The organism is Polaromonas sp. (genome assembly GCF_012927415.1).
Classification (GTDB): Bacteria; Pseudomonadota; Gammaproteobacteria; order Burkholderiales; family Burkholderiaceae_C; genus Polaromonas.
This window is the reverse complement of the sequence record NZ_JABBPF010000069.1, coordinates 1-21,412: the sequence shown is the minus strand read 5'-3', so window position 1 is coordinate 21,412 and position 21,412 is coordinate 1. Positions and strand designations below refer to the sequence as shown.

Annotated in this window: 23 protein-coding genes; 19 read left to right on the top strand and 4 right to left on the bottom strand. The window is 58.8% G+C overall.

The window, feature by feature from the left end; all coding sequences use genetic code 11:
* The first annotated feature begins 179 nt into the window (after window positions 1-179).
* Together HHJ19_RS07130 and HHJ19_RS07125 are read left to right on the top strand one after the other, a co-directional pair.
* A complete protein-coding gene (locus tag HHJ19_RS07130; protein WP_296905377.1) occupies window positions 180-935 on the top strand; it encodes a DUF2189 domain-containing protein in 756 nt (251 codons plus the stop codon).
* On the top strand, window positions 935-1,144 hold the full coding sequence (locus HHJ19_RS07125) for a DUF2788 domain-containing protein (protein ID WP_296905361.1): 210 nt from the start codon (window positions 935-937) through the stop codon (window positions 1,142-1,144). The genes HHJ19_RS07130 and HHJ19_RS07125 overlap by 1 nt, the downstream gene beginning before the upstream one ends.
* 173 nt (window positions 1,145-1,317) lie before the next feature.
* Here the strand turns inward: HHJ19_RS07125 and HHJ19_RS07120 are convergent, their stop codons facing one another.
* Window positions 1,318-2,262, bottom strand: a complete 945-nt coding sequence (locus HHJ19_RS07120) for a delta(1)-pyrroline-2-carboxylate reductase family protein (protein WP_296905359.1) — start codon at window positions 2,260-2,262, stop codon at window positions 1,318-1,320.
* A 117-nt stretch (window positions 2,263-2,379) separates the two neighbouring features.
* Between HHJ19_RS07120 and HHJ19_RS07115 the strand changes: the two genes are divergently transcribed.
* The 4 genes from HHJ19_RS07115 (at window position 2,380) to HHJ19_RS07100 (ending at window position 6,734) form a co-directional block, all read left to right on the top strand.
* Window positions 2,380-2,751 carry a hypothetical protein gene (locus tag HHJ19_RS07115; RefSeq protein ID WP_296905358.1) on the top strand — a complete coding sequence of 124 codons (372 nt, stop codon included), beginning with the start codon at window positions 2,380-2,382 and terminating at the stop codon, window positions 2,749-2,751.
* Window positions 2,752-3,248: 497 nt separating this feature from the next.
* The gene (locus HHJ19_RS07110; RefSeq protein ID WP_296905356.1) at window positions 3,249-4,136 is read left to right on the top strand and encodes a neutral zinc metallopeptidase; all 888 of its coding nucleotides are present in this window, start codon (window positions 3,249-3,251) and stop codon (window positions 4,134-4,136) included.
* 174 nt (window positions 4,137-4,310) lie between these two features.
* The gene (locus HHJ19_RS07105; protein ID WP_296905353.1) at window positions 4,311-5,762 is read left to right on the top strand and encodes a DEAD/DEAH box helicase; all 1,452 of its coding nucleotides are present in this window, start codon (window positions 4,311-4,313) and stop codon (window positions 5,760-5,762) included.
* Window positions 5,763-5,849: 87 nt separating this feature from the next.
* Window positions 5,850-6,734: a YihY/virulence factor BrkB family protein gene (locus HHJ19_RS07100; protein ID WP_296905351.1), complete on the top strand. Its 885-nt coding sequence runs from the start codon at window positions 5,850-5,852 to the stop codon at window positions 6,732-6,734.
* Window positions 6,735-6,838: 104 nt separating this feature from the next.
* Here HHJ19_RS07100 and HHJ19_RS07095 read toward each other — a convergent pair whose 3' ends face one another.
* Entirely contained in the window at window positions 6,839-7,696 is an 858-nt protein-coding gene (locus HHJ19_RS07095) for a symmetrical bis(5'-nucleosyl)-tetraphosphatase (RefSeq protein WP_296905349.1), read from the bottom strand.
* Between the two features lie 24 nt (window positions 7,697-7,720).
* Between HHJ19_RS07095 and HHJ19_RS07090 the strand changes: the two genes are divergently transcribed.
* Together HHJ19_RS07090 and HHJ19_RS07085 are read left to right on the top strand one after the other, a co-directional pair.
* Complete coding sequence (locus HHJ19_RS07090) at window positions 7,721-9,055, top strand: hemolysin family protein (RefSeq protein WP_296905347.1); 1,335 nt, start codon at window positions 7,721-7,723, stop codon at window positions 9,053-9,055.
* Window positions 9,056-9,099: 44 nt separating this feature from the next.
* Window positions 9,100-9,903 carry a methyltransferase domain-containing protein gene (locus HHJ19_RS07085; RefSeq protein WP_296905345.1) on the top strand — a complete coding sequence of 268 codons (804 nt, stop codon included), beginning with the start codon at window positions 9,100-9,102 and terminating at the stop codon, window positions 9,901-9,903.
* A gap of 233 nt (window positions 9,904-10,136) precedes the next feature.
* On the opposite strand, the gene HHJ19_RS07080 is transcribed toward HHJ19_RS07085, so the two are convergent.
* Window positions 10,137-10,370 (bottom strand): hypothetical protein, encoded by a 234-nt coding sequence (locus tag HHJ19_RS07080; protein WP_296905343.1) that lies wholly within the window; start codon window positions 10,368-10,370, stop codon window positions 10,137-10,139.
* 258 nt (window positions 10,371-10,628) lie between these two features.
* On the opposite strand from HHJ19_RS07080, the gene HHJ19_RS07075 reads away from it, so the two are divergent.
* Entirely contained in the window at window positions 10,629-10,757 is a 129-nt protein-coding gene (locus HHJ19_RS07075; RefSeq protein WP_296905341.1) for a hypothetical protein, read from the top strand.
* A gap of 1 nt (window position 10,758) precedes the next feature.
* Here HHJ19_RS07075 and HHJ19_RS07070 read toward each other — a convergent pair whose 3' ends face one another.
* Window positions 10,759-10,989: a hypothetical protein gene (locus HHJ19_RS07070; protein WP_296905339.1), complete on the bottom strand. Its 231-nt coding sequence runs from the start codon at window positions 10,987-10,989 to the stop codon at window positions 10,759-10,761.
* Between the two features lie 392 nt (window positions 10,990-11,381).
* Here HHJ19_RS07070 and HHJ19_RS07065 point away from each other — a divergent pair, with 392 nt between their 5' ends.
* The 10 genes from HHJ19_RS07065 to HHJ19_RS07020 all read left to right on the top strand — a co-directional run.
* Window positions 11,382-11,843, top strand: a complete 462-nt coding sequence (locus HHJ19_RS07065) for a hypothetical protein (RefSeq protein WP_296905337.1) — start codon at window positions 11,382-11,384, stop codon at window positions 11,841-11,843.
* Window positions 11,844-12,553: 710 nt separating this feature from the next.
* Window positions 12,554-16,300: an ATP-binding protein gene (locus tag HHJ19_RS07060; RefSeq protein WP_296905336.1), complete on the top strand. Its 3,747-nt coding sequence runs from the start codon at window positions 12,554-12,556 to the stop codon at window positions 16,298-16,300.
* A gap of 18 nt (window positions 16,301-16,318) precedes the next feature.
* Window positions 16,319-16,531 carry a hypothetical protein gene (locus HHJ19_RS07055; protein ID WP_296905334.1) on the top strand — a complete coding sequence of 71 codons (213 nt, stop codon included), beginning with the start codon at window positions 16,319-16,321 and terminating at the stop codon, window positions 16,529-16,531.
* Window positions 16,532-16,620: 89 nt separating this feature from the next.
* A complete protein-coding gene (locus HHJ19_RS07050) occupies window positions 16,621-17,295 on the top strand; it encodes a hypothetical protein (protein ID WP_296905332.1) in 675 nt (224 codons plus the stop codon).
* 280 nt (window positions 17,296-17,575) lie between these two features.
* A complete protein-coding gene (locus HHJ19_RS07045; RefSeq protein WP_296905331.1) occupies window positions 17,576-18,919 on the top strand; it encodes an integrase family protein in 1,344 nt (447 codons plus the stop codon).
* A gap of 27 nt (window positions 18,920-18,946) precedes the next feature.
* On the top strand, window positions 18,947-19,273 hold the full coding sequence (locus tag HHJ19_RS07040) for a type II toxin-antitoxin system RelE/ParE family toxin (RefSeq protein WP_296905329.1): 327 nt from the start codon (window positions 18,947-18,949) through the stop codon (window positions 19,271-19,273).
* The gene (locus HHJ19_RS07035; protein WP_296905327.1) at window positions 19,270-19,569 is read left to right on the top strand and encodes an addiction module antidote protein; all 300 of its coding nucleotides are present in this window, start codon (window positions 19,270-19,272) and stop codon (window positions 19,567-19,569) included. Before HHJ19_RS07040 ends, HHJ19_RS07035 begins: the two co-directional genes overlap by 4 nt.
* Window positions 19,570-19,679: 110 nt before the next feature.
* Window positions 19,680-20,123, top strand: coding sequence for a hypothetical protein (locus HHJ19_RS07030; RefSeq protein ID WP_296905325.1), 444 nt, complete (start codon window positions 19,680-19,682; stop codon window positions 20,121-20,123).
* Window positions 20,124-20,351: 228 nt separating this feature from the next.
* Window positions 20,352-20,618 carry a hypothetical protein gene (locus tag HHJ19_RS07025; RefSeq protein ID WP_296905323.1) on the top strand — a complete coding sequence of 89 codons (267 nt, stop codon included), beginning with the start codon at window positions 20,352-20,354 and terminating at the stop codon, window positions 20,616-20,618.
* 408 nt (window positions 20,619-21,026) lie between these two features.
* Window positions 21,027-21,412: hypothetical protein (locus HHJ19_RS07020; RefSeq protein WP_296905321.1), on the top strand; the 386-nt coding region annotated here is incomplete at its 3' end.

Here is a 21,412-nt window from a genome sequence, read left to right as displayed (position 1 = left end):
GCAGAATTGCCGGGCATCGTGTTCTGCCTCGGGATTTGCAGTTAAGCTTCAGACCCATCGTGCCCCATTTCAAGAATACGCCTCCATTGCCCCCCCGCTCACCGTCACCTGCGGGCCGAGGGTCTTTGGCGCTGCCCGTCATTCGCACCATCAGTCTCGTTCAGCCTTTGCACTGGCTGATGCGTGGCGCGCGGGACATGCTGCGCGGCGGTTGGCTGAGCCTGGCGCATGGGCTGGTGCTGGCTGCTTTTGGCGGTCTGCTGGTGCTGATTGCACACGACCGTTTCTGGCTGCTGGCCGGTGCTTTTTCGGGTTTTCTGGTAGTGGCACCGGTGTTGGCCACCAGCCTCTACGCCATCAGCCGTGCCCTCGAACGTGGCGAGCCCGTCAACCTGCAGCTCATCAACAAGACCTGGACCCGCTGGCAATATTCACGTTACGCGGTCAGTGGCGGCTACTGGAGCCTGGTGCGTTTTGGCCTGCTGCTGGCATTCGCAGGTACCGGCTGGGTGCTCACCTCTGCCGCGCTCATCACGCTGTTGGCAAGCCACGCCGTCAATACGCCGCTGGATTTTTTGCGCCATGTCGTGCTGGCGCCCCACTCCTATCTGTTCGAACTCTGGCTCACCATGGGTGGTCTCATGGCGGCGCCCATTTTCGCATCCAGCGTGATCGCCATGCCTTTGCTGCTGGACCGCCGCGTCAACGTACTGCAGGCGGTGCTGGCAAGCTGGCAAGCGGTGCTGACCAACCCCTTGCCGCTGGCTTTATGGGCGGCGCTGATCATGGGCTTGAGTCTGCTGGGTCTCACCACGCTACTGATAGGCCTGGTTTTTGTGATGCCGCTGCTAGGCCACGCGAGCTGGCATGCCTACCGCGATCTGGTCGATGCCACTGCGCTGCCTGAACGTCTGCCGCCGGAAGAGGTCGCCTGATGTTCGGCTACTCCGAGGAACAGGTTGCGGCCTTCGGCCTGTCGTTTGGCGTGGGGGCTTTCATGCTCTACATGCTGTTCATCATCGGGCAACTGGCGTGGGAGTCCAAGGCTGGCAAGTTTGGCACTTTCGTTATTTTTCTCGGTCTGGCTTTCGGCATGGTGGGCTTTGTCGCCAAATACATCATCCAGTGGGTAATGGAGAAATAGGAGATCACCAGGCAGTTTTTTTTGCCCTAACCAGGCCTGTTATTCCGCAACGCCAGCCACCCCCTAGCCGCCGCGAGGCATGCACAATTTTTGGCAGGACAAGCGATATTAAAAAATGGCTTCCGGGGTTGTAAGCTGTTTTTGCCCAACAAGCCTGTGCGGCCCGCCCGGCGTCAGCCCTGCGCTCTGGTCAGCTCGGCCAAAGCCGACCTGGCTGCCGCCAGATCCCAACCCGCCCAGCCACAACTCTTGAACAGCACAGGACCGGTCACCGCAAAGGCGCTGGCGCGCACCACGTCGGCCAGGCTTGTGAAGCAGGTGACTTCGAGGCCGTCCTGCAACAAATCGCCGGCCTCATGCACGGCATCCACCGTGTCCACCACCAGCGTGCCGTGTGCTGCGACATAGCGGCACAATTTGGGGCTTAGCTCCACCATCTGCGGCGTGAACGCCCCTACCGCAGCAATAAAAGCGTCGTTGCGCGGCAAGTCGCCAAGCACCACGCCATGGGCGGGTGTGCAGGTTACGGCCATTGAACAGTCGGCCAGCGCCGCATTGGCGTCATTCACTGCACGGGCCGTCAACCCCAACGATTGCGCATGCTGCACCAGCTGTTGCGCGCTTGACGCGCTGCGCGAAGCGATAAGCACTTCCCTGACGCCCAGCCCTTCCGAAAATGCGTCCAGATGGGCTTTGCCCTGCACGCCTGCGCCGACAATGAGCAGTGGTCCTCGCGTGCAGGGCGCCAGCTTTCGGGCTGCCAGCAGGGACACTGCGGCGGTGCGCCGCGCCGTCACGGTGGGGCCATCGAGCACTAGCGCGCGCTGGCCGGTCGCCACGTCAAACACCACGACGTCACCCTGAATCGCCGGCCGGTTGCTTCCCGCATTTGCCGGAGTAAACGTAATCAGCTTGGTGATGGCCGTGCGTGCGTCAAACGCCGGCATGACAAACAGGCTGCCACCGCCGTGCAGGGGCAGCACCTGGCGCGGCGGGACTTGAACCGAGTCGTCCTTGAGCAGTCTGGCGATTTCCTCCACCAGCCGGGCGTAGGGCAGGTGTGCGGCAGTCTGCTCCGGATTGAGCACTCGGGCCGGGTAGTCCTTGGGTTTTTCCATGCGGCGATAGTAAGCCTTGAGCTTGATGGAAGCGTTTTTATCCTACAGCTTCGTGGGCAATGCGCCGCAGTGAATTGGTTGGCGCGGCGCTAGCATCAAGCGATCTGAGGATATTTCATGTTTTCTGACCCTATGCAAAAGATCGACACCATGCGTTACAAGACCATGCTGGGCGTTGCCGCCTGCCTGGTAATACTTTGCCAGCTGATTGCCATGGTGCTGGTGGTCGATGGTCAGGTAAAAAAAGCTGAAGTCCGCGACACCAGCCTGGGTTCACAACGCACCGCAATTGCGCAATGCAATGAGACGAGCCCGGCTGCCGCACGGCAAAAATGTATCGAGCAGGCGACGGCCGCTCCTAGCGGGCCGCGCGATCCGGAAAAGGGGCCGCAAGTTCAGACCTTGTCGGACGCCGTGCGATTTGATGGAAGTGGCGTATCGATTGGCAAGGTGCAAGGTTTTATGCCTGCGTCGCTGAGCATTCGCTGAAACGGCTGGCTGATGGCTGATGGCTGGCTGACAGCAGGCGGCATGAAGTAACTGACGGCCGTCCCATAGTCCCATGCGGGGCAAATTCTGGCTCCCCTGCTCCGTGGGTAGCGAGCTCAGGCTCCGCGTGATGCGCTCGAACCTCCTACTCTCCTACCCCTCGTTTCCGGCGATTTCTCCATCTGCTTCCTGCCCACAGCAATTTGTAAATGGCTGGTTCCGCCGGTTTTTGCATCATCAACCGGCTTGATGAAGCCCAAGTTTTGGCCCAAAAGGACCGAATCGGCTGTGGCCACGCGTGGCGGGCACGGGGTGAGGCGGAAAACGTGAAGGGTTTGGTTGTGGGCGTGGCCAGATTCGACTGCCGCTTTATTCTCTAATCCTGCTGCATCCAGTAAAGTCGGCGCATCTGGTGGTGCCGGACGCTGCTTGTCTGTCGCCAGCTTTGTGGCGGCGCGAAACCATTGAATCATACGTTTGTGTAATCGGGAGTTCACATGAAATGGGAAGGCAATCGGGAATCCGACAACGTCGAAGACCGGCGCGATGACGCGGGCGGCGGGCTCAGCGGAGGCGGCGGCTTGCTGGGTGGGCGCAGCATTGGCATTGGCACCATCGTGGTTGCGCTGGTCGGAGGCTGGATTTTCGGCATCAACCCGCTCACGATACTGGGCCTTTTGAGTGGTGGTTCGCCACCAGCCCAGGTGCAGCAGCAGGGGCCGGCGCATCGGCCGCCCGCCGATGACCGCATGGCGGCGTTTGTCTCTACCGTATTGGCCGACACTGAAGACGTCTGGAAAGACGTTTTTACCAAAGCCGGAGGAACTTACAAGGAGCCGCGTCTGGTGCTGTTTCGCGGCGCAACGCAAACCGCATGCGGCCAGGGTCAGGCGGCCATGGGTCCGTTTTACTGCCCCGGCGATCAGAAGGTCTACATCGACCTCGGGTTTTACGAAATCTTGAAAAACAAGCTGGGTGCGCCTGGCGATTTTGCGCAGGCTTACGTGATTGCGCATGAAGTCGGCCACCATGTGCAAAACCTGTTGGGCATCAGCAGCAAGATGGACCAGATGCGTGGCCGCGTCAGCAAGGTGGAGTACAACGCCCTGAGTGTGAAACTCGAACTGCAGGCCGACTGCTTTGCCGGCGTCTGGGCCAACCACGCGCAAAGCGCACGGCAGATTCTGGAGCAGGGTGATGTCGAGGAAGCGATGAACGCCGCCGCAAAAATTGGCGATGACGCACTGCAGCGCTCCAGTGGCGGGGCGATAGTGCCCGAAAGCTTTACCCACGGTACCAGTGCACAGCGGCAGCGCTGGTTCGACTCAGGGCTGAAAACCGGCAGCATCAAGGCCTGCGACACCTTCAGTGCGAGAAATTTATAAGAAATCGTGCAGTGGTCCAACGAATACGGTCATTTATTGCTATTTATTCGATAGCAAAATAGAATTTTTCACGGCCAGATTCCGCCAGCGGGCGATTCGGGTGTTGGCTGGATAAAGCGGGGTAAAAGTGTCAAGAGGCCCTGATTTAGCCAAAGTGCGACAATAGAGGGCTAAATGACATCTTCTTTTTCCAACCTTTCGCTGGCAGAACCGCTGGCTCGTGCCGTAGCCGAAATGGGCTACGAAACCATGACTCCCATTCAGGAACAGGCGATTCCGGTCGTTCTGCAGGGAAGAGACGTGATGGGCGCCGCACAAACCGGTACTGGCAAAACTGCCGCTTTTGCCCTTCCCTTGCTGCAGCGCATGATGAAGCACGAGAATGCCTCGACCTCGCCGGCGCGCCACCCTGTGCGTGCGCTGGTGCTGTTGCCGACACGCGAACTGGCGGTCCAGGTAGCCGAGCAGGTGAAGCTTTATGCCAAGTACACCAATCTGAACAGTGCGGTGGTGTTTGGCGGCATGGACATGAAGCCGCAAACCGCGGAGCTTAAAAAAGGCGTTGAAGTGCTGGTCGCCACGCCGGGTCGTCTGCTCGACCACATCGAGGCCAAAAATGCCGTGCTGAACCAGGTTGAGTACGTGGTGCTCGACGAAGCCGACCGCATGCTCGACATCGGCTTTCTGCCGGACCTGCAGCGCATTCTGAGTTATCTGCCCAAGCAGCGTATCACCTTGCTGTTTTCGGCGACTTTTTCACCTGAAATCAAGCGCTTGGCGTCCAGTTATCTGCAGGATCCGGTGACGATTGAAGTGGCGCGTTCCAACGCCACGGCCTCGACCGTCGAGCAGCACTTTTACAGCGTTGGCGCCGACGACAAGCGCCGCGCGCTGCACCAGATCCTCAAGGCGCGGGACTTGAAGCAGGCCTTTGTCTTCGTCAACAGCAAACTCGGCTGCGCGCGGCTGGCCCGCTCACTCGAGCGCGAAGGCCTGAAAACCACCGCGCTGCACGGTGACAAGAGCCAGGACGAGCGGCTGAAGGCGCTGGACTCGTTCAAAAGCGGCGAAGTTGATTTGCTGGTCTGCACCGATGTGGCGGCGCGTGGCCTGGACATCAAAGATGTGCCGGCGGTGTTCAACTTTGACGTGCCCTTCAACGCCGAGGATTATGTCCACCGGATTGGCCGGACCGGCCGCGCCGGCGCATCGGGCCTGGCTGTCAGCTTTGTCGCCAGCAGCGACCAGCGGCTGGTCGCCGATATCGAAAAGCTCATCAAGACCAAGATCGAACTGGAGCCGATGGAGTTTGAGGAAGATCGACCCCGTATCAGCGAGCAGGGCCGCATCAACGATGGCCGGCGCATGTACCGTGAAGGCGAGAACGCCGTGATGGCCACACCGCGTGAGGCCAGACAGCCGCGCGAGCGCCGTGAGTACACGCCGCATCGCCAGCCGGTTGTCTCGCGCGATCCGTTTTTCGATCAGCCCTATGAGCCCAGCGCCACTGCCGATGCGCAGCCGGCGTGGGAGGCTGCGGTCAAGGCCAGTTCTGCCCGCGGCGCCGTGTCGGCCAATATCAAGCCAAAGAAAAAGGTCGCCGCGCTGTTCAAGACCGGTAGCTGACCAGAGACCGGTGCCAATCTCTCGTCAAGCCGGATGACGGCCAAACCGGCTGAGCGCGTCCCGGCGCTGGCCACTCTGGGGTCTTCAATGCTTCGGAAAATTTACCGCCCGCTGTGGCGTGCGATTGTTCGCTGGCTTGATGCAGATGGCTTGCGCATGAGTGCGGCGATGTCTTTTTACGGCATTCTCAGTCTGGCCCCGTTGCTGGTATTACTGGTCGCCGTCCTGGGATGGTGGCTTGACCGCAGCTATATCGAAGCCAGCCTGGTCGGGCAGATTCGCGGCGTTATCGGCGCGCAAGGCGCGCAGGTGGTCCAGCAGGCACTGGCCAGCGCGCAAAAGCCGTCTGAAGGCATTACCGCCTCACTCGTTGCCTTCGGCCTGCTGCTTTCAGGCGCAACCGGTGTTTTTGTCGAATTACAGGATGCGTTTGAGCGCCTGTGGCGGCAGGGCAGCGGCGAAGCGCCCCAGCAAAAGTGGTGGCACAGCGCATCCTTGCGCCTGCGCGGCGTAGCCTACATTCTGGCCCTGGGCTTTTTGCTGCTGGTGTCGCTGGCGATTTCCACATTTTTCAATCTCTTGTCCGGTTGGGCTGGAAGTTACCTGCCACTTGAAAAGCTCGCCTGGCTGATTAACGAAGCAGTGTCTTTCGGATTTAGCGCCGCGCTGTTTTTAGCGCTCATGAAAATGAGCAAAGGCCCCAAACCGGGCCTTCGCTATCTGGTGATGGGTTCGGCGGTGGGCGCAATTTTCTTCCAGGTTGGCAAATACCTCATGGCGATTTACCTGTCCACCGCTGCGGTGGTGTCGGCCTATGGCGCGGCTGGCTCGCTGGTCGTGATCCTGATCTGGATTTACTTCTCTTCGGCTGTGCTGCTGCTTTCGGCGAGCGTGGCGCGCACTTGGGCGGATGAGGCTACTTGTCCACCGGCTTCGGCTCTGCGCAAACCGCCGTCAATTAAAGAAATATAGGCTGACGTCCAGCAATTACGGCTTTATTGTGCTATGAATTACATAGCAAATAGAACTGATTCAGCGCGATTTTGACTTTTTCAGACGTTCCCTACAAAGAATCTTCAGGCGGTTTTGCCGGGTTCCAAGGCCTGTTCGCATGGCACCTGAATCAATTCAAACGTGGCGGCTTGGACGCCCAGTCTGGCCGCAGTCAGGCAACCACCCCAGACGCAGCCCGTATCGAGCGCCAGGGTATTGCCTAGCAGTCCCCGGCCCGTGCCTGAGTCCTGGGCCAGGGTCGACCAGTGCCCGAAAACCATGGGCGTGCCCCGGGTCGCCCGCCCCGGGACGTCAAACCACGGCAGGTAACCCGCCGGCCCGTTGGCGGCGCTCTCGCTGCTGGTGAAATCCATCACGCCTTGCGGTGTGCAAAAGCGCAGACGGGTGAGCGCATTCACGATCACCCGCAAGCGGTCAGCCCCCTCAAGATTCTCCTGCCACTGGGCCGGCGTATTGCCATACATGTCGCGTAAAAACTCCTTCAGGTCGGGGCTCCGAAGCACTTGCTCCACCTCGGCGGCCAGCGCCAGCGTCTGCGCCGCGCTCCATTGCGGAAGAACGCCCGCATGCACCATCAGCCAGCCTTCGCGGTGCATGGCCATGGCGCGGTGGCGCAGCCAGTCCAGCAGTGCAGGGCTGTCCGGCGCCTGCAACACGGCTTGCACGGTGTCTTTACGGCCCGGTTTGCGCACGCCTTGCCACAACGCCAGCAGGTGCAGGTCATGGTTGCCAAGCAGGCACTGCGCCGCATCGCCCAGCGCTGTCAAGCTGCGCAACACCCCGAGCGAGTCTGGCCCGCGGTTCACCAAGTCACCTAAAAGAAACAGGGTATCGCGGCTTGGAGAGAAATCAATTTTCTCCAGGAGACGTTGAAATGGCGCGTTGCAACCCTGCAGGTCGCCGATACAGTAAAGTGGCATGGTGTTTATTTTGCCCCTGGATTCATGGATTTCCTTCTTATCGTTTTTTTGACACTGCTTAACGGTGTGTTTGCCATGTCCGAGATGGCGCTGGCTTCCAGCCGCAAGGCAAGGCTTGCCGCCATGGCCGAATTGCAGGACAAGGGGGCGAAAGCGGCTTTGGGACTGCTCGACAATCCCACGCAATTTCTTTCGTCGGTGCAGGTTGGCATCACGTCCATCGGCATGCTGAACGGCATTATTGGCGAGGCGGCATTCAGTGGTGGCGTATCGATGTGGCTTCAGGGCCTGGGCGTCGCACTTCGCGCCGCTGATATTTCTGCCACGGCCATTGTGGTGACGGTCATTACCTACGTCACGATTGTGTTCGGTGAACTGGTGCCCAAACGCATCGGGCAGCTATACCCCGAAACCGTGGCCAGGCTGGTAGCCAGACCGATGATGTGGGTGGCCAGTGGCGCCAAGCCTTTTGTCCGGTTGCTCTCACTGAGCACCCATGGCGTGCTCAAACTGTTGCATGTGGATGTTTCGGTAGGCCGCGCGGTGACCGAGGAGGAGATTGCCGCCAGCCTGGAAGAGGGTGTCGATGCCGGATTGATTGAAGAACACGAGCACCAGATGGTGCAAAATGTGTTTCTGCTCGATGACCGCCTGCTCACTTCCCTGATGCTGCCGCGCTCCAGCATTGAGTGGCTCGACGCGTCCGATACCATCGCCCAAGCCATCGACAAGGCGGGTGCGACCGGACATTCCTGGTATCCGGTTTGCCGGGGCGGTCTGGACGATGTGGTCGGCGTGGTTAACGTGGCCAAGCTGCTGGCTTTGCGTGGCCAGATTAACATGGTGTCCGGGGGCAATTTGTCATCGTCCGCGCCTTCGGTGGATGACCGCATTGGCGCTTATGCTGTTCCGGCGGTGTTTGTCCCCGAAACACTGACCGGCATGGAGTTGCTGGCGCAGTTCCGCGCCAGGTCGACGCGCATCCTGTTCGTGGTGGACGAATACGGCGTGGTGCAGGGCCTCATGACGCCCATGGACATGCTCGAAGCCATTACCGGCGAGTTGCAAACCGGCGCGCAGCTCGATGCCTGGGCCATCCAGCGTGAAGACGGCAGCTGGCTGATTGACGGCGTCATGCCCGTGTCCGAGCTCAAGGCCAGGCTCGACATTCGGGAATTGCCGGAAGAGGACAGGGGGCGCTACAACACCGTAGCTGGTTTGCTGCAAAGCGTGTCGGGCCGTTTGCTCAAGACTGCCGACCGGGTCGAGTGTGCGGGCTGGCGATTTGAAGTGCTTGACCTTGATGGCAAGCGTATTGACAAGGTGCTGGCCAGCTCAATCGGGCCAGCCGGGTCTTAGTGCCGTGTTGCACGCTATCTAAAGGAGTAATGGGGCGTCCGATCATGCCATCCGCACTGCTATCTGACGCGTGGGAACGAGGCGAGCCTTATGAACAGTACGTGGGCCGCTGGAGCCGACAGGTCGCGCCACAGTTCCTTTCATGGCTGAACATTCCGCCGAGCCGCCGCTGGCTGGACGTAGGGTGTGGCACGGGGGCGTTGAGTGCGGCGATTCTCGACCGGTGCTCGCCATCATCGGTCGTCGGCATCGAGCCTTCGGAAGGTTTTCTCGGGAAGGCTGCTGGGCAGCTGGCCGGCCGGGCAATGTTCAGGCAGGCAGGTGCCGAGGCGATTCCGCTTGACGACAAGTCGGTCGACGTGACCGTTTCAGGGCTGGTCCTGAACTTCGTTCCGGATGGGCACGCAGCCCTGCGCGAGATGTCGCGGGTCACGGTTGCCGGCGGCACTATAGCGGCCTACGTCTGGGATTACGCGGGCAAGATGGAACTGATGCGCCATTTCTGGGACGCAGCGGTCGAACTCAATCCCGGCGCGGCACGGCTCAACGAAGGCAACCGGTTTCCGCTATGCCGCCCGGACGCGCTTGAGGCGCTTTTCACTGACGCAGGGCTGGCCGGAATCGAAGTGAGCGCCATCGACATCCCGACAAACTTTCCAAGCTTCGAAGACTACTGGCAACCGTTTCTCGGCGGCCAGGGACCTGCTCCCGCCTATGCGATGGCGCTGGATGAAACGTCGCGGGCGCGCCTGCGCCGTCACCTGCAAGAGAGCCTCCCGATGCACGCGGACGGCACAATTTCGCTGGTCGCCAGGGCCTGGTCGGTTCGAGGAGAAGTGCCCGGCTAATCTCGTGTCCTAAGAATGGAAGGCCACCAATAAGGCGCTTTTCCGCGGTGCCGTCCTCGACGTGTTGACGCTTTGAGGCCATAGGCCGCATAAATTGAAGCGCACATACCGCAGGCAGGGATGATGTTTGTGCCTGACGCTGAGCCCGGAAAATTGGGGGCGATTGCTGAGGATGCCGGAAAGCCGTAACAGAATTTAACCGTTGCAAAAACAGGCTTTATAGCTCGATTCCATTATTGCTTTGCCGGAGTTTCACCATTGCCCGCCGCTTCCTGTTTCGATTTTTTATTGGCCATATGGCGACCGACAAGGCACCCGGCCCCAGCGCCTAACACCCCATGTCCACCAGCCAAATGACCACCGACGCCGCCAACGACTGCCCCTTTCAGGCAACCTTTTGCCTCGGCAGCTTGCGAAAAAAGTGTAAGGCTACTGATGAGTGCAAGTGCAAGTATTACGGTTTTCATAATATTCGTTACTAAGTAGATAAAACAAAAATAGTAAACATTACGCCATTGCCGCGCTGTCAGACAAGGTCGAATTGCAGCGTCAGCATCACAGGAAAAAAAGCAAACATTGAACTAAATAGCGGGTAGGTCTGGCGCGTTTCACCCAGGGCAAAAAACGGAGCTGATTGGTGGGCAAACACCGCCCAGCCCCTGACTCTAATTGAAAGACGAATTCAATCATGCCTATTTCCAACACTATCAAAGCAGTGAATGACGATGCAAGCGTTACGCCCAAGCAGCCGCGTCGGATACCCTGCACAGATTGAAGCGCACATTCTGGAGCAGGCCGGGATTGTGTTTGATGCCAAAGCCGCGCCCGGTGCGCTGCAAGTGGTGACTGGCTAATTCACTCGCTAATAACGTCTGGTTGCGAGGCTGTTTGCTTGTCACTTGGTGCGTAGATGGAATCGATAACCAACATGAACACAATAGAGCCCACGATAAATACGCAAAAAAGAGTCCAGCCAATCCATGCCTTGTTGGATTTTCGCTTTTGTTCTGCTTCTACTAAGTTTTTTTCTTGCACCAAGGTAAATTCCTGTTTCCGGCTATTCGGTGCTGATGTTAGCTTGGTCAAGTAAAAAGTGAGGGACAAAAACAATTAACGGTACTTTTCAAGGCTGGACAGCAACAGCCAGGCATCCATACTGGTTGCAGCCCAATGCGTGGTTCCCCCTAAGAACCGAATCGAGAAAAAGGCAGTTTTGCCCCCGCTTAGCCCGCGCTTAATTACCGCTGGCGAAAAGTCGGACACCTTCACCGACAGGCTGGGGCTCCTAATGAAGTGACGCCTTTAAGGGCTACAACCATGAAATACACGGGTACGCTGAAAAAGCTGATAACAAAGCGCCGCTTATCGTTGGTGGGGCTGAAAGACGAGTATCCGGTCAGGGCTGAATATCAACGCCAGATTGATGAAGCTCTTTCCAAACTGCCAGCATTGTTTGCAGCGCATGAGGTACCGCCGATGTGCTTGTCCGCCTGCTGGCTGGTGAGAGCCTGACCAGTCTCGACACCGTTTACGTGGCCAGCACTACCCGGCTGGGTGCCGTTGTGTTTTACCTGGCGAACGATTACGGCTGGCAGATTCAATCAATAGACAAGTCTGCCGGGTGCAATGATGGACCCGTGGGCTGGGTTTCTGAATACTTCATACCCGCTGAAATCATCGCCCGTGCAATGGCGGCTGGCGCTGACGAATGGTGCGTCAAAATCCGAGCCGCACGCAATAACCGCCGGGCACATGCGGTCCAGGCACGACGCGAAGCCACCAGCCCATGGACGCGGATCGAGGTCGAGTGGCGTGCTCAGGACAGATATATCCCCTATGCCATCCTGACGCGCCCGGAGTACTACCTGGCGGGCGCCTATTCCTGCCGATCTGGTCCAGATCGAGGAGGACATCCAAAAGGCAACGCGCAAACACAATGAATTCCTCAAGGAACTGGGCAAGCGTCTCCTGCCAACGGCTGAACGAAACGATCCGAATTAGTTTGTACCAGCATCATTTGGTAGTCGCTATTATTCTTATAGCTACTTACGTACGTTCTAAGAAGGCTGGCGGCTTAATTGGCATATAGACAGTGCTGCGCAAGAGCTTGATCGGCTACCGCGACGGCGGCAGGTGGTGACGATCCTTCGGCGCTCGATATGTGTCTGCTGCCTCCACCAGCGCGGTCATGCCGGGCGCTATGCCTGCTGAGTGGCGCTGCGCGCTAGTGAGAGCGCACCCAACTTCACCGCTTTCCATTTTCGCGAGTCTGTAGCGCTGGTCAGTGGCCAATGCGGAGTATCGCAATGTAAGCGTCTGGGTGCGGCATCTTGACCGTGTCGCCGATTCAGGATTGCGGGTAACGCCAACAAGCTACATTCAGGAGCCACGCCCAGATCGGACGCTCGTTCGGCTCTGGCAGGACCAAACCGGGCTTTTCGACGTCATCGCTTCTCAACTGGCGTCAGTGGGGCGGCGTGGGCAAACGGCGGCGCCGAATCCCCTATTATTGAACTGAACCGCCGTAATGCATTGACTTAATTCCCGTACCTACAAGGCGCCTATGAAGTGCAGTGAAAAGATAGCCGCCGAACCAAACCCTCTCGCCTTTCTATTGGGGGGCGGCGAGATGGGTAGCTTGATCCGGTCGATGGACTGGTCAGCGACCCCGCTGGGACCGGTTGAGGGGTGGCCGCAGAGCCTGCGCACGACGGTCAGCATCTGCCTGGCCTCGGATCTGCCTATCTGCATCATCTGGGGGCCAGGCCTCGTCCAGCTTTACAACGATGCCTATCGGGTCATTTGCGGGAACAAGCATCCTCGCTCAATGGGGCAGAACTTCTCGGAGTGCTGGAAGGAGGCGTGGCCGGTAATTGGGGAGGCGCACGACTCGGCCTTGACCGGCGACACCGCCTTCCTTGAAAGCCAGCAAATTTTCCTTGAACGGCACGGGTACGTGGAGGAGTGCTTCTTCACGTTCTCATTCAGCCCCGTTCGGGACGAGGCCGGACGGGTCGGCGGCCTGTTCCACCCCGTCATCGAGATGACCACCCAGATGCTCAGCGAGCGCCGGACACGGGCACTGCATAACCTGACCGCTCAAACAGGCAAAGCGAAGTCCGTCAGCGAAGCGCTTTCCCTGTCCGCTCACGCTCTCGCGGAGTATGCCCCCGACCTGCCATTTGTCCGGCTCTACGCATTGGAGCCCAACGGCGATCAAGCCCAGCTGGTCAGTGCGACCGACCTCCACGCCGATCCGGTCGCCAACCTGAACACGGCAGGTACGGGAGTGAAGGAACAGCCTCCTTGGCCTCTGGAAGAAGTTGTTCGCTCGGGGTCGGCCGTACAGGTGCACGACGTCAGGCAGAGGATCGGCCTGACTTCCTTCGGACCCTATCCCGAACCGCCGGACGAGGCACTCGCGCTGCCGATCATCCTGCCAGGAGCCGCTCGCCCCGTCGCCGTCTTCATTGCCGGGGTCAGCGCTCGCTTGAGGATGAACGAGGCGTATCGCAGCTTCTACGACATGCTCGCTGCCGCCGTGACCACCGCCGCAGCGAATGCCCGTGCGCATGACGACGAGCGCCGACGGGTCAAGGCGCTGGCCGAACTCGACCGGGCCAAGACCGCTTTTTTCTCCAACGTCAGCCACGAGTTCCGCACGCCACTGACCCTGATGCTGGGGCCGGTCGAAGACGCACTGGCCGCATTAGACGAGAATTTGCCGCCGTTGCTACGGGAGCGGTTGGAAGTCGTCCACCGCAACGGGCTGCGACTTCACCGCCTCGTGAATACCCTGCTGGATTTCTCTCGGATCGAGGCCGGCCGGGTCCGCGCAGCGTACGAGCCGACAGCCCTGGCGGAGTTCACCGCTGATCTCGCCAGCAACTTTCGCTCGGCCTGCGAGAAGGCCGGATTGAAACTTCGCGTCGATTGCCCACCGCTCGGCGAGCCAGTGTTTGTGGATAGCGCCATGTGGGAGAAGATCGTTCTCAACCTGCTGTCGAACGCCTTCAAGTTCACCTTCGAGGGGGAAATTTCCGTCTCTCTGCGACAGGCCGACCGCGCCGTCGAACTGCGCGTCCGCGACACGGGTACGGGTGTCCCCGCCGAGGAAATCCCGCGGCTGTTTGAACGCTTCTACCGGGTCGAAAACGCACGCGGACGCACGCACGAAGGGAGCGGCATCGGGCTGGCCCTGGTGCAAGAGCTGGTCAACCTGCACGGCGGCTCGATCACCGCCGAAAGCGAGGCCGGACGCGGGACGACGTTCACCGTCTCGATTCCGCTGGGATCGAAGCACCTGCCCCCTGACCAGGTCGGCAACAGGCCCACCGCCGCAAATCCCACCACTGGGGCGAGTCCGTTCGTCGAGGAAGCTCTGCGCTGGCTTCCCGACGTTGATCAGCGCTCTGCTCTCGGATCAGAGTTGCCGTCGATTCAGGACGACCCGACAGGCCCCGCCACGTCGTCCCATGGGCCCGATGACGAACGCCCCCTGGTGCTCGTCGCCGACGACAACGCCGACATGCGCAAGTACGTCGTCCGTCTGCTGGACGCGCATTACCGCACTGAGGCCGTGCCAGACGGGGAGGCGGCGTTTGCGGCGGCACGCGAGCGGATACCGGATCTGATCCTGACCGACGTAATGATGCCCCGGCTCGACGGCTTCGGGCTGTTGCAGGCGCTGCGTGCTGACCCTCGCACGAGCGGTGTGCCGGTCATTATGCTTTCTGCCCGTGCCGGGGAGGAAAGCCGCATCGAGGGTATGCAAGAAGGGGCTGACGACTACTTGGCAAAGCCGTTCAGTGCCAAGGAGTTGCTGGCCCGTGTGACGGCCCACCTGAAGATGGCCCGGCTGCGGCGGGAGAGCAGCGAAGCGTTGCGGGCCAGCGGGGAGCAGTTTCGAGCCCTAATTAGTGCCAGTTCGGATATCGTGTACCGCATGAACGCGGACTGGACCGAGATGCGCCAGCTTCAGGGCCGCGAGTTCATCGCCGACACGCTCGAGCCGAACTGCTCCTGGTTGGAAAAATACATCCAGCCCTGCGACCAGCAGCGCGTCACGGACACCATACGGGAAGCCGTCCGGACCAAAGGCCCCTTCGAGCTGGAGCACCAAGTCTTGCGGATCGACGGCACGCTGGGCTGGACGTTCTCGCGGGCCATCCCACTGATGGACAACCACGGTACGGTGGTCGAGTGGTTTGGCATGGCCAGCGATGTGACCGCCCGCAAGCGGGGTGAGCAGGAATGCGAGCGTTTGGTCGCCCGTCTGCAACAGGAAGACCAGCGCAAGGACGAGTTCCTGGCCACGCTGGCGCACGAACTGCGCAACCCCCTCGCCCCGATTCGCAACGGCTTGCAGATCATGCGCCTGGCACCAGGCGACGCGGAAGCGACCGAGCGAATCCGCTTGATGATGGAGCGCCAGCTTGGGCAAATGGTGCACCTGATCGATGACCTCCTAGACATGAGCCGCATCAGCCGCGGCAAGATCGATCTTCGTAAGGAGCACATTGATTTGGCAACGGCCATTCAGGGGGCCATTGAGGCCAGCCGACCGGCCATCGCACAGGCTGATCACGAGTTGCTGATTAAATTCCCCCCCGGCCCAATCTATGTGGACGCTGACCTGACACGGCTAGCGCAAGTTTTCTCAAACCTTTTGAACAACGCCGTCAAGTTCACGGACCGTGGAGGCCGAATCCAATTGAGAATCCAACAGCTGGGCGCTGAAGCCGTCGTCTCGATTCAGGACAACGGCAGCGGCATCCCGACGCACATGCTCCCGCACGTCTTTCAGATGTTCACCCAGGTTGACGATAACCTGAAACGGTCGCAGGGTGGTTTGGGTATCGGCCTTTCTATCGTCAAGCGCCTGGTCGAGATGCACGGCGGGTCGGTCGAGGCCCGCAGCGAGGGCCAAGGCAGGGGCAGCGAGTTCGTTGTGCGCCTGCCGGTGGCTTTGTCGGTCGCCGGGGACGAGCCTACTGTTCAGCCCGACCCCGTCTATCCCATTACACGCCACCGCATTCTGGTCGTGGACGACAACGTGGACGCCGCGAACTCGCTCAGTCAGCTTCTCGAGATGTTGGGGAACGAGGTCATCACTTGCTACGACGGAGAGTCGGGTATCAAGGCGGCCAGGAAGTTTCGGCCCGACATTTTGTTGTGCGACATCGGGATGCCGAAGATGAACGGGTACGACACGGCCCGCAGCATCCGAGCCGAGGAGTGGGGCAAGAACACCGTGCTGGTGGCACTGACCGGCTATGGCCAGATGGACGACCTGCAAAGGAGCGCGGACGCGGGGTTCGATCATCACATGGTCAAACCGTTGGATGTCGACGCCTTGATGGCGCTGTTGGCCGGCTTGCAGCCGCAGCCCGCGTGATGGTTCGCCCCCGACTGCATGGGTTGTGTCGAGTTGCTCACGGCTACTGCCGAACTTCCAGCGTTTCAAGACCGCCATCTCGTGCGTGAGCTGGTCGATCTTGGCCTGGCGGTATTTGATCTCGCAGTCCTTGCTCGCAATGGCCTCGTCACGCTGGACTATTTGCACGTCACGCTCGGTGATTCTGGCCATCAATCCCGTGACCATCTCACGCAGCTCTTGAGCGCTTAAATTTGCCAGTGATTCAGGGGCGATAACCATGCACGCAAGTGTGCCCGCGCTGGCCTCTGGTATCTAGGCAATTTTTCAGTCGGAAATAGGTGAAACGAGAAATAAGGGTGTTCTATGAAAATAGTGAAAGTGGCGCGGAGAAGTTCCATCTGTTCGGTGGGTCTCGAATGAACCGCGCCCAGGCCGTTGACGAGCTCAAATGTGTCTACAAGGTCCTTTCGGCCGATTTAGAGAACGCATTGCAGCTCAAGCGTGAGAAGCCGACCCAGTTTGCGTATCGCAATTTGTTCAGCACTTATTTTGCATATGTTGAGGGCTTCGCTTTTCAACTTGGCCAAGTCACGCAGGCTTCTCTCGCCGAAACGAACTTTTTGACAGATGCAGAACTTGCGCTTCTACGCGAGGAGCGCGCTCAACTAAACAACAAAGGCGAGCCGGAACGTAAAGGAAATTATCAGCCGTTCCTTCCGAACTTGCTGTTTTCAGTTCGTTGCTATGTCAAGAATCACGGCGCAAAGTACCAGCCGGATATTAGTCACAACGGATGGGAATCGATGAAAAAGGCTGTCGCCGTTCGAGACAGGCTTACGCACCCAAAGTCTGCGTCTGGGCTTGAGGTTAAAGAGGAAGATCTCGAATGCTTTTCCGCCGGATCAGAATGGTGGAAAAAGACGCTCCATGAAATGTTCGCCGCCTGCGATGAAGCGGACGAATTCTATGGGCAGCAAATGCAAGCTGAACTGCAAAATGGCTCAGGAGCATAATCAAGTAGCGGTTACGTACCGACTACGTGAAAAAGGGGATAGACCCGGAAGCCTATCCCAATTTCATTTGGTGCCGGAGAGATGAATCGAACACCCGACCTTCTCATTACGAATGACCGATAAATAGTATTTGCCTGTGTTGATTTGCCCCTATAAACTCTATACAAATCAACACTTTTCACGGTGTTAGCTGGATAAGTAAACAGTTCGTGTGTTGATTCAAATTCGCCAAAATAGCTCAAAAGTGGCTACATGGTGGCTACATGGATTGGGGCACACGATGGCAAGACCGAAAAAAGACGCACCGATAGACCTAAGCGAAGCTCAAGAGTTGTCCGCTGGTTTAATCGAACGCCTGACATGCCCACCCGGCAAACTGCAATCCTTTTTGCGGGATGTCAAAACGCCTGGCTTGCGTGTTCGGGTTACCGCCGCTGGCGCAAAGTCGTTCGTGTTTGAGGCCAAGTTGAATCGGCAAACCATCCGCCGGACAATTGGCGACGTTCGCGTGTTGAGCATTCCAGAGGCACAGGCCAAGGCCCGAGAGTTGGCTGTTTCAATCAAAACTGACAAGCAAGACCCCCGCGAACTGGAGCGCCAACAAGACGCCGCGAAAGCTGCCAACCTTGCCGCCGCTACTGCCCAAGCCGTGACCGTCGGCGATGTTTGGCCGCGCTACCTTATGGAAGGCAAGCCCAAGCGCAAAGCATCGTTCAAGCCCCGTTATCGTGCCGACCTAGAGGCGATGGCTGGGGCTGGGGGAGTCAAGAAAAAGCGAGGGGAGGGCAACACACGCCCGGGGCCGATTTATCCGCTGCTGGCGCTGCCGCTGGCTGGGGTGAATGAGGACAGCCTGAAAAGCTGGTACGACCGCGAGGCCATATCAGGCGAACACCAAGCCGCCCGCGCCCTGATGATGTTTCGCGGGTTTCTGCGCTGGTGTGCTGGTCGCCCGGAATATCGCGCCCTGGTTGACCGTGACGCCGGGAAAGCTGCCGCCATCGTGGAGGGCTTGCCAAGCAACACGCGCCGCACTGATGCCCTTGAAGCCGCACAGGTGCCCGGCTGGTGGGCTGGTGTAGAGCAGCTGAACAACCGCACCGCCAGCGTGTATTTACGCGCCTTGCTGCTGACAGGTGCCCGCCGTGAAGAAATAGCCGCCTTGAAGTGGGCCGATGTGGATTTTCAGTGGCGTAAGCTGACCCTTGCCGACAAGGTGGAAGCGACCCGCGTTATTCCGTTGACCGGGTATCTAGCGCACCAACTTGCAAGCCTGCCGCGTGTGAATGAATTTGTTTTTACCAGCCGTGGTAAAGCGGGCCGCATTACCGACACCCGCGCCAGCCATACCAAAGCCCTGCAAAGCGCCGGTATCGACAGCCTGACTATTCACGGCTTGCGCCGTTCGTTTTCGTTGCTGGGTGAGTCTGCCGGAGCTCCTGCCGGTGCGATTGCACAAGTGATGGGGCACAAGCCAAGCGCGACCGCTGAAGGTTACCGCCCGCGAAGTGTTGACGCCTTGAGGCCGTACCTTGCACAGATTGAAGCGCACATTCTGGAGCAGGCCGGGATTGTGTTTGATGCCAAGGCCGCGCCCGGTGTGCTGCGCGTGGTGGCCGGTTAAAACACAAGTAGTATTTTTTAAGATACCATGACAGATATTCGCGTCTATACCGACGCAACAGGCCGGGCACCGTTTGAGGACTGGCTGAACGCACTGAAAGACGCGCAAGGCAGGGCACGCATTCGGGCACGGCTGGCACGGGTGAAGGCTGGGAATTTTGGCGACTGCAAACCCCTGCGCGACGGCGTGCAGGAACTGCGCATAGACCACGGGCCGGGCTACCGTGTGTACCTGAGCCGACAGGGGCCGGTGCTGGTGCTGCTGCTGGTTGGAAGCGATAAGAGCGAACAGGATAAATCAATCAGGCAAGCCCTGGCGTACCTGGCCGACTGGAAACAAAGAGGTGAAACATGACAGCACGCGACAAAAGCTATGAACAGGCCACATTGCAGGCCCTGACCGAACCGGCAGAGGCCGCCGCCTATATCGAGGCCGTTTTAGAACTGGATGACCCCGCCGCGCTGCTGGTGGCACTGCGACAGGTTGCCAAGGCGCACGGCATGGCCGAGGTGGCACGCCGCGCCAACATGGGAGAAAAAACCCTGTTCAAGTCACTGAGCGAAAACGGCAACCCGACTATTGCGACCGTGCATAAGGTGTTGCACGCCGTGGGGCTTCGCTTGAGCGTCACGCCTGAGCCAGCCCATTAACAGTTTTGCCCCTGCCTAGCCCGCGACTAATTACCGCTGGCGAAAAGTCGGACACCTTCACCGACAGGCTGGGGCACCCAATGAGGGCGACACCTAGAAGGGGTGCGACAGTGGAAAAAAGCAAGCCTTTCAAATACACGGGCAGTTTAAGTAAGACCATTGCACAAAAACGAATTGGACTATTGGCTGGTGAAGACGCTTACCGGGCAGAGGCGCAGCGCACTACTGACGAAATGTTTGCCAAGTTGCCAGACCTTTTTAAGGCGCACCAAGTGCCCGAGGGCAATTGGGTAGCTCTAACGTTGGCACTTGCCAAGTCGCATGTACCCGGTTTCAAAGTGGTTAAACCTGCTGGTCGCAGGACCGAATGGGGAATTGCTGACAAAGCGGAATTTAGGCTTGACGTTGATATCGTCATTGGCGATTCAAAGCTATCCGTCGTGGAGGCAATCAAATTGGTTTGTCGCCTTGATGCTTGGAAGGAAAAAACCGCGCCAATGAAAATATCAGCGCTTGAGCAGCACTATTACCGAGCTGACATGCGATTTATTTAAGTCGTAAAGGATGCACGAGCATGGGACGCGCACATTGAAGCCGAAAAAGTCCATAAATCAATTGTTCGCACCAATTGATTCAGAACTTTTGACCTATCAATCGTTACGCAACGCTTTTAAACTTTGTTCAACAACTTAAAGCAGCGATTGTTCTGGTTGTATTGATTGGCAGTTAGGCCAGTCAATTGTTCAAAGGCCCTAACGCCGAGAGGCGCAGGAGATACAGAGATGCTATCTACGACTCAGGCTGTAAATCACAGCAATAAAACCCGTGTGGCTGCAAGCCATGCACCAAACCAGTTCACACCGCTGGAACTGGAAACCCGTCCTACCGTGGACACCGCCGCATATGCACACTACATGCATATCGCGCCGCAAACAGCCCGCATACACGCCTGCAAAGAATCGGGGCCTATTCGCCCCCTGCGCATCCCTGGCAGTGCAAAGCTGCACTGGCCCACTGCTGAAATTAAACGTGTGCTGGGGGTGGCATGAGGGCCGCTCTGATGGCGCTGGCACTGCGCTTGTGGTGTGCAACACCTTCACGCTGGTGGAGGGCTGCCAAATGAAAACACCCGACACCACAAAAGCAGAATCGAGCGCCCCGAACAGGCCAAAGTTTACCGGAACTGATAACCCGCGTCACCTGCGAGTGATAGAAGCATTGCTACAGCGACCCCGCCGCCGCGAAGACGTGGACAACATTGCAGGGTGTTCTAACGGTCCAGAACTGATAGCGGAACTTCGCCGCCGTGGGTTAGGGGATGAACACCTGAGATGTGACCGCATCCGCTTTATTGACCGCGACGGTTATCCGTGCCGCCCTGGTGTGTACAGCCTGACCGAGCAAGGACGACGCGCAATCTACACCTGGCTTGCAAAGTGCAGGAAAGGGGCTACAGCGTGAGCAAACTGAAACCCCAACGCGACCCACGGGGGCACAGTCTGCGCGTCTACAGCGACGTGTATGACAGCCCTGCCTTTGTAGCCTTGTCACCGCATGATGTGCTGGCCTATCTAGCATTGCTACGCGAGCTGAAAGGGTACAACAATGGAGACCTGTCGTTACCTCTTAGTCGTGCAAAAAAATGCGGAATCAGTCATCACCTGACACTGGCCCGCAGCCTTCGTGCCTTATGCGCTGTTGGACTGGTGGCAGTGACCCGCAAAGGTGGATGCACGAAAGGCGGCCAACGCCTGCCGAACCTTTACCGCATGACCGACCGCGAGTGTTACGCCATTCCTGCAAAACATCTGGAGGCGATGCCTGAAACCCACGAATGGACGCG

What these genes read in the sequence shown, in the direction of transcription:
- HHJ19_RS07040 (WP_296905329.1), top strand. Translation starts at nt 18,947, where the DNA reads ATGACAGATATTCGCGTCTATACCGACGCAACAGGCCGGGCACCGTTT.
- HHJ19_RS07105 (WP_296905353.1), top strand. Translation starts at nt 4,311, where the DNA reads ATGACATCTTCTTTTTCCAACCTTTCGCTGGCAGAACCGCTGGCTCGT.
- HHJ19_RS07025 (WP_296905323.1), top strand. Translation starts at nt 20,352, where the DNA reads ATGCTATCTACGACTCAGGCTGTAAATCACAGCAATAAAACCCGTGTG.
- HHJ19_RS07090 (WP_296905347.1), top strand. Translation starts at nt 7,721, where the DNA reads ATGGATTTCCTTCTTATCGTTTTTTTGACACTGCTTAACGGTGTGTTT.
- HHJ19_RS07035 (WP_296905327.1), top strand. Translation starts at nt 19,270, where the DNA reads ATGACAGCACGCGACAAAAGCTATGAACAGGCCACATTGCAGGCCCTG.
- HHJ19_RS07045 (WP_296905331.1), top strand. Translation starts at nt 17,576, where the DNA reads ATGGCAAGACCGAAAAAAGACGCACCGATAGACCTAAGCGAAGCTCAA.
- HHJ19_RS07080 (WP_296905343.1), bottom strand. Translation starts at nt 10,370, where the DNA reads ATGAAAACCGTAATACTTGCACTTGCACTCATCAGTAGCCTTACACTT.
- HHJ19_RS07075 (WP_296905341.1), top strand. Translation starts at nt 10,629, where the DNA reads ATGCAAGCGTTACGCCCAAGCAGCCGCGTCGGATACCCTGCACAGATT.
- HHJ19_RS07085 (WP_296905345.1), top strand. Translation starts at nt 9,100, where the DNA reads ATGCCATCCGCACTGCTATCTGACGCGTGGGAACGAGGCGAGCCTTAT.
- HHJ19_RS07115 (WP_296905358.1), top strand. Translation starts at nt 2,380, where the DNA reads ATGTTTTCTGACCCTATGCAAAAGATCGACACCATGCGTTACAAGACC.
- HHJ19_RS07060 (WP_296905336.1), top strand. Translation starts at nt 12,554, where the DNA reads ATGGACTGGTCAGCGACCCCGCTGGGACCGGTTGAGGGGTGGCCGCAG.
- HHJ19_RS07100 (WP_296905351.1), top strand. Translation starts at nt 5,850, where the DNA reads ATGCTTCGGAAAATTTACCGCCCGCTGTGGCGTGCGATTGTTCGCTGG.
- HHJ19_RS07125 (WP_296905361.1), top strand. Translation starts at nt 935, where the DNA reads ATGTTCGGCTACTCCGAGGAACAGGTTGCGGCCTTCGGCCTGTCGTTT.
- HHJ19_RS07130 (WP_296905377.1), top strand. Translation starts at nt 180, where the DNA reads ATGCGTGGCGCGCGGGACATGCTGCGCGGCGGTTGGCTGAGCCTGGCG.
- HHJ19_RS07110 (WP_296905356.1), top strand. Translation starts at nt 3,249, where the DNA reads ATGAAATGGGAAGGCAATCGGGAATCCGACAACGTCGAAGACCGGCGC.
- HHJ19_RS07120 (WP_296905359.1), bottom strand. Translation starts at nt 2,262, where the DNA reads ATGGAAAAACCCAAGGACTACCCGGCCCGAGTGCTCAATCCGGAGCAG.
- HHJ19_RS07095 (WP_296905349.1), bottom strand. Translation starts at nt 7,696, where the DNA reads ATGCCACTTTACTGTATCGGCGACCTGCAGGGTTGCAACGCGCCATTT.
- HHJ19_RS07055 (WP_296905334.1), top strand. Translation starts at nt 16,319, where the DNA reads ATGGGTTGTGTCGAGTTGCTCACGGCTACTGCCGAACTTCCAGCGTTT.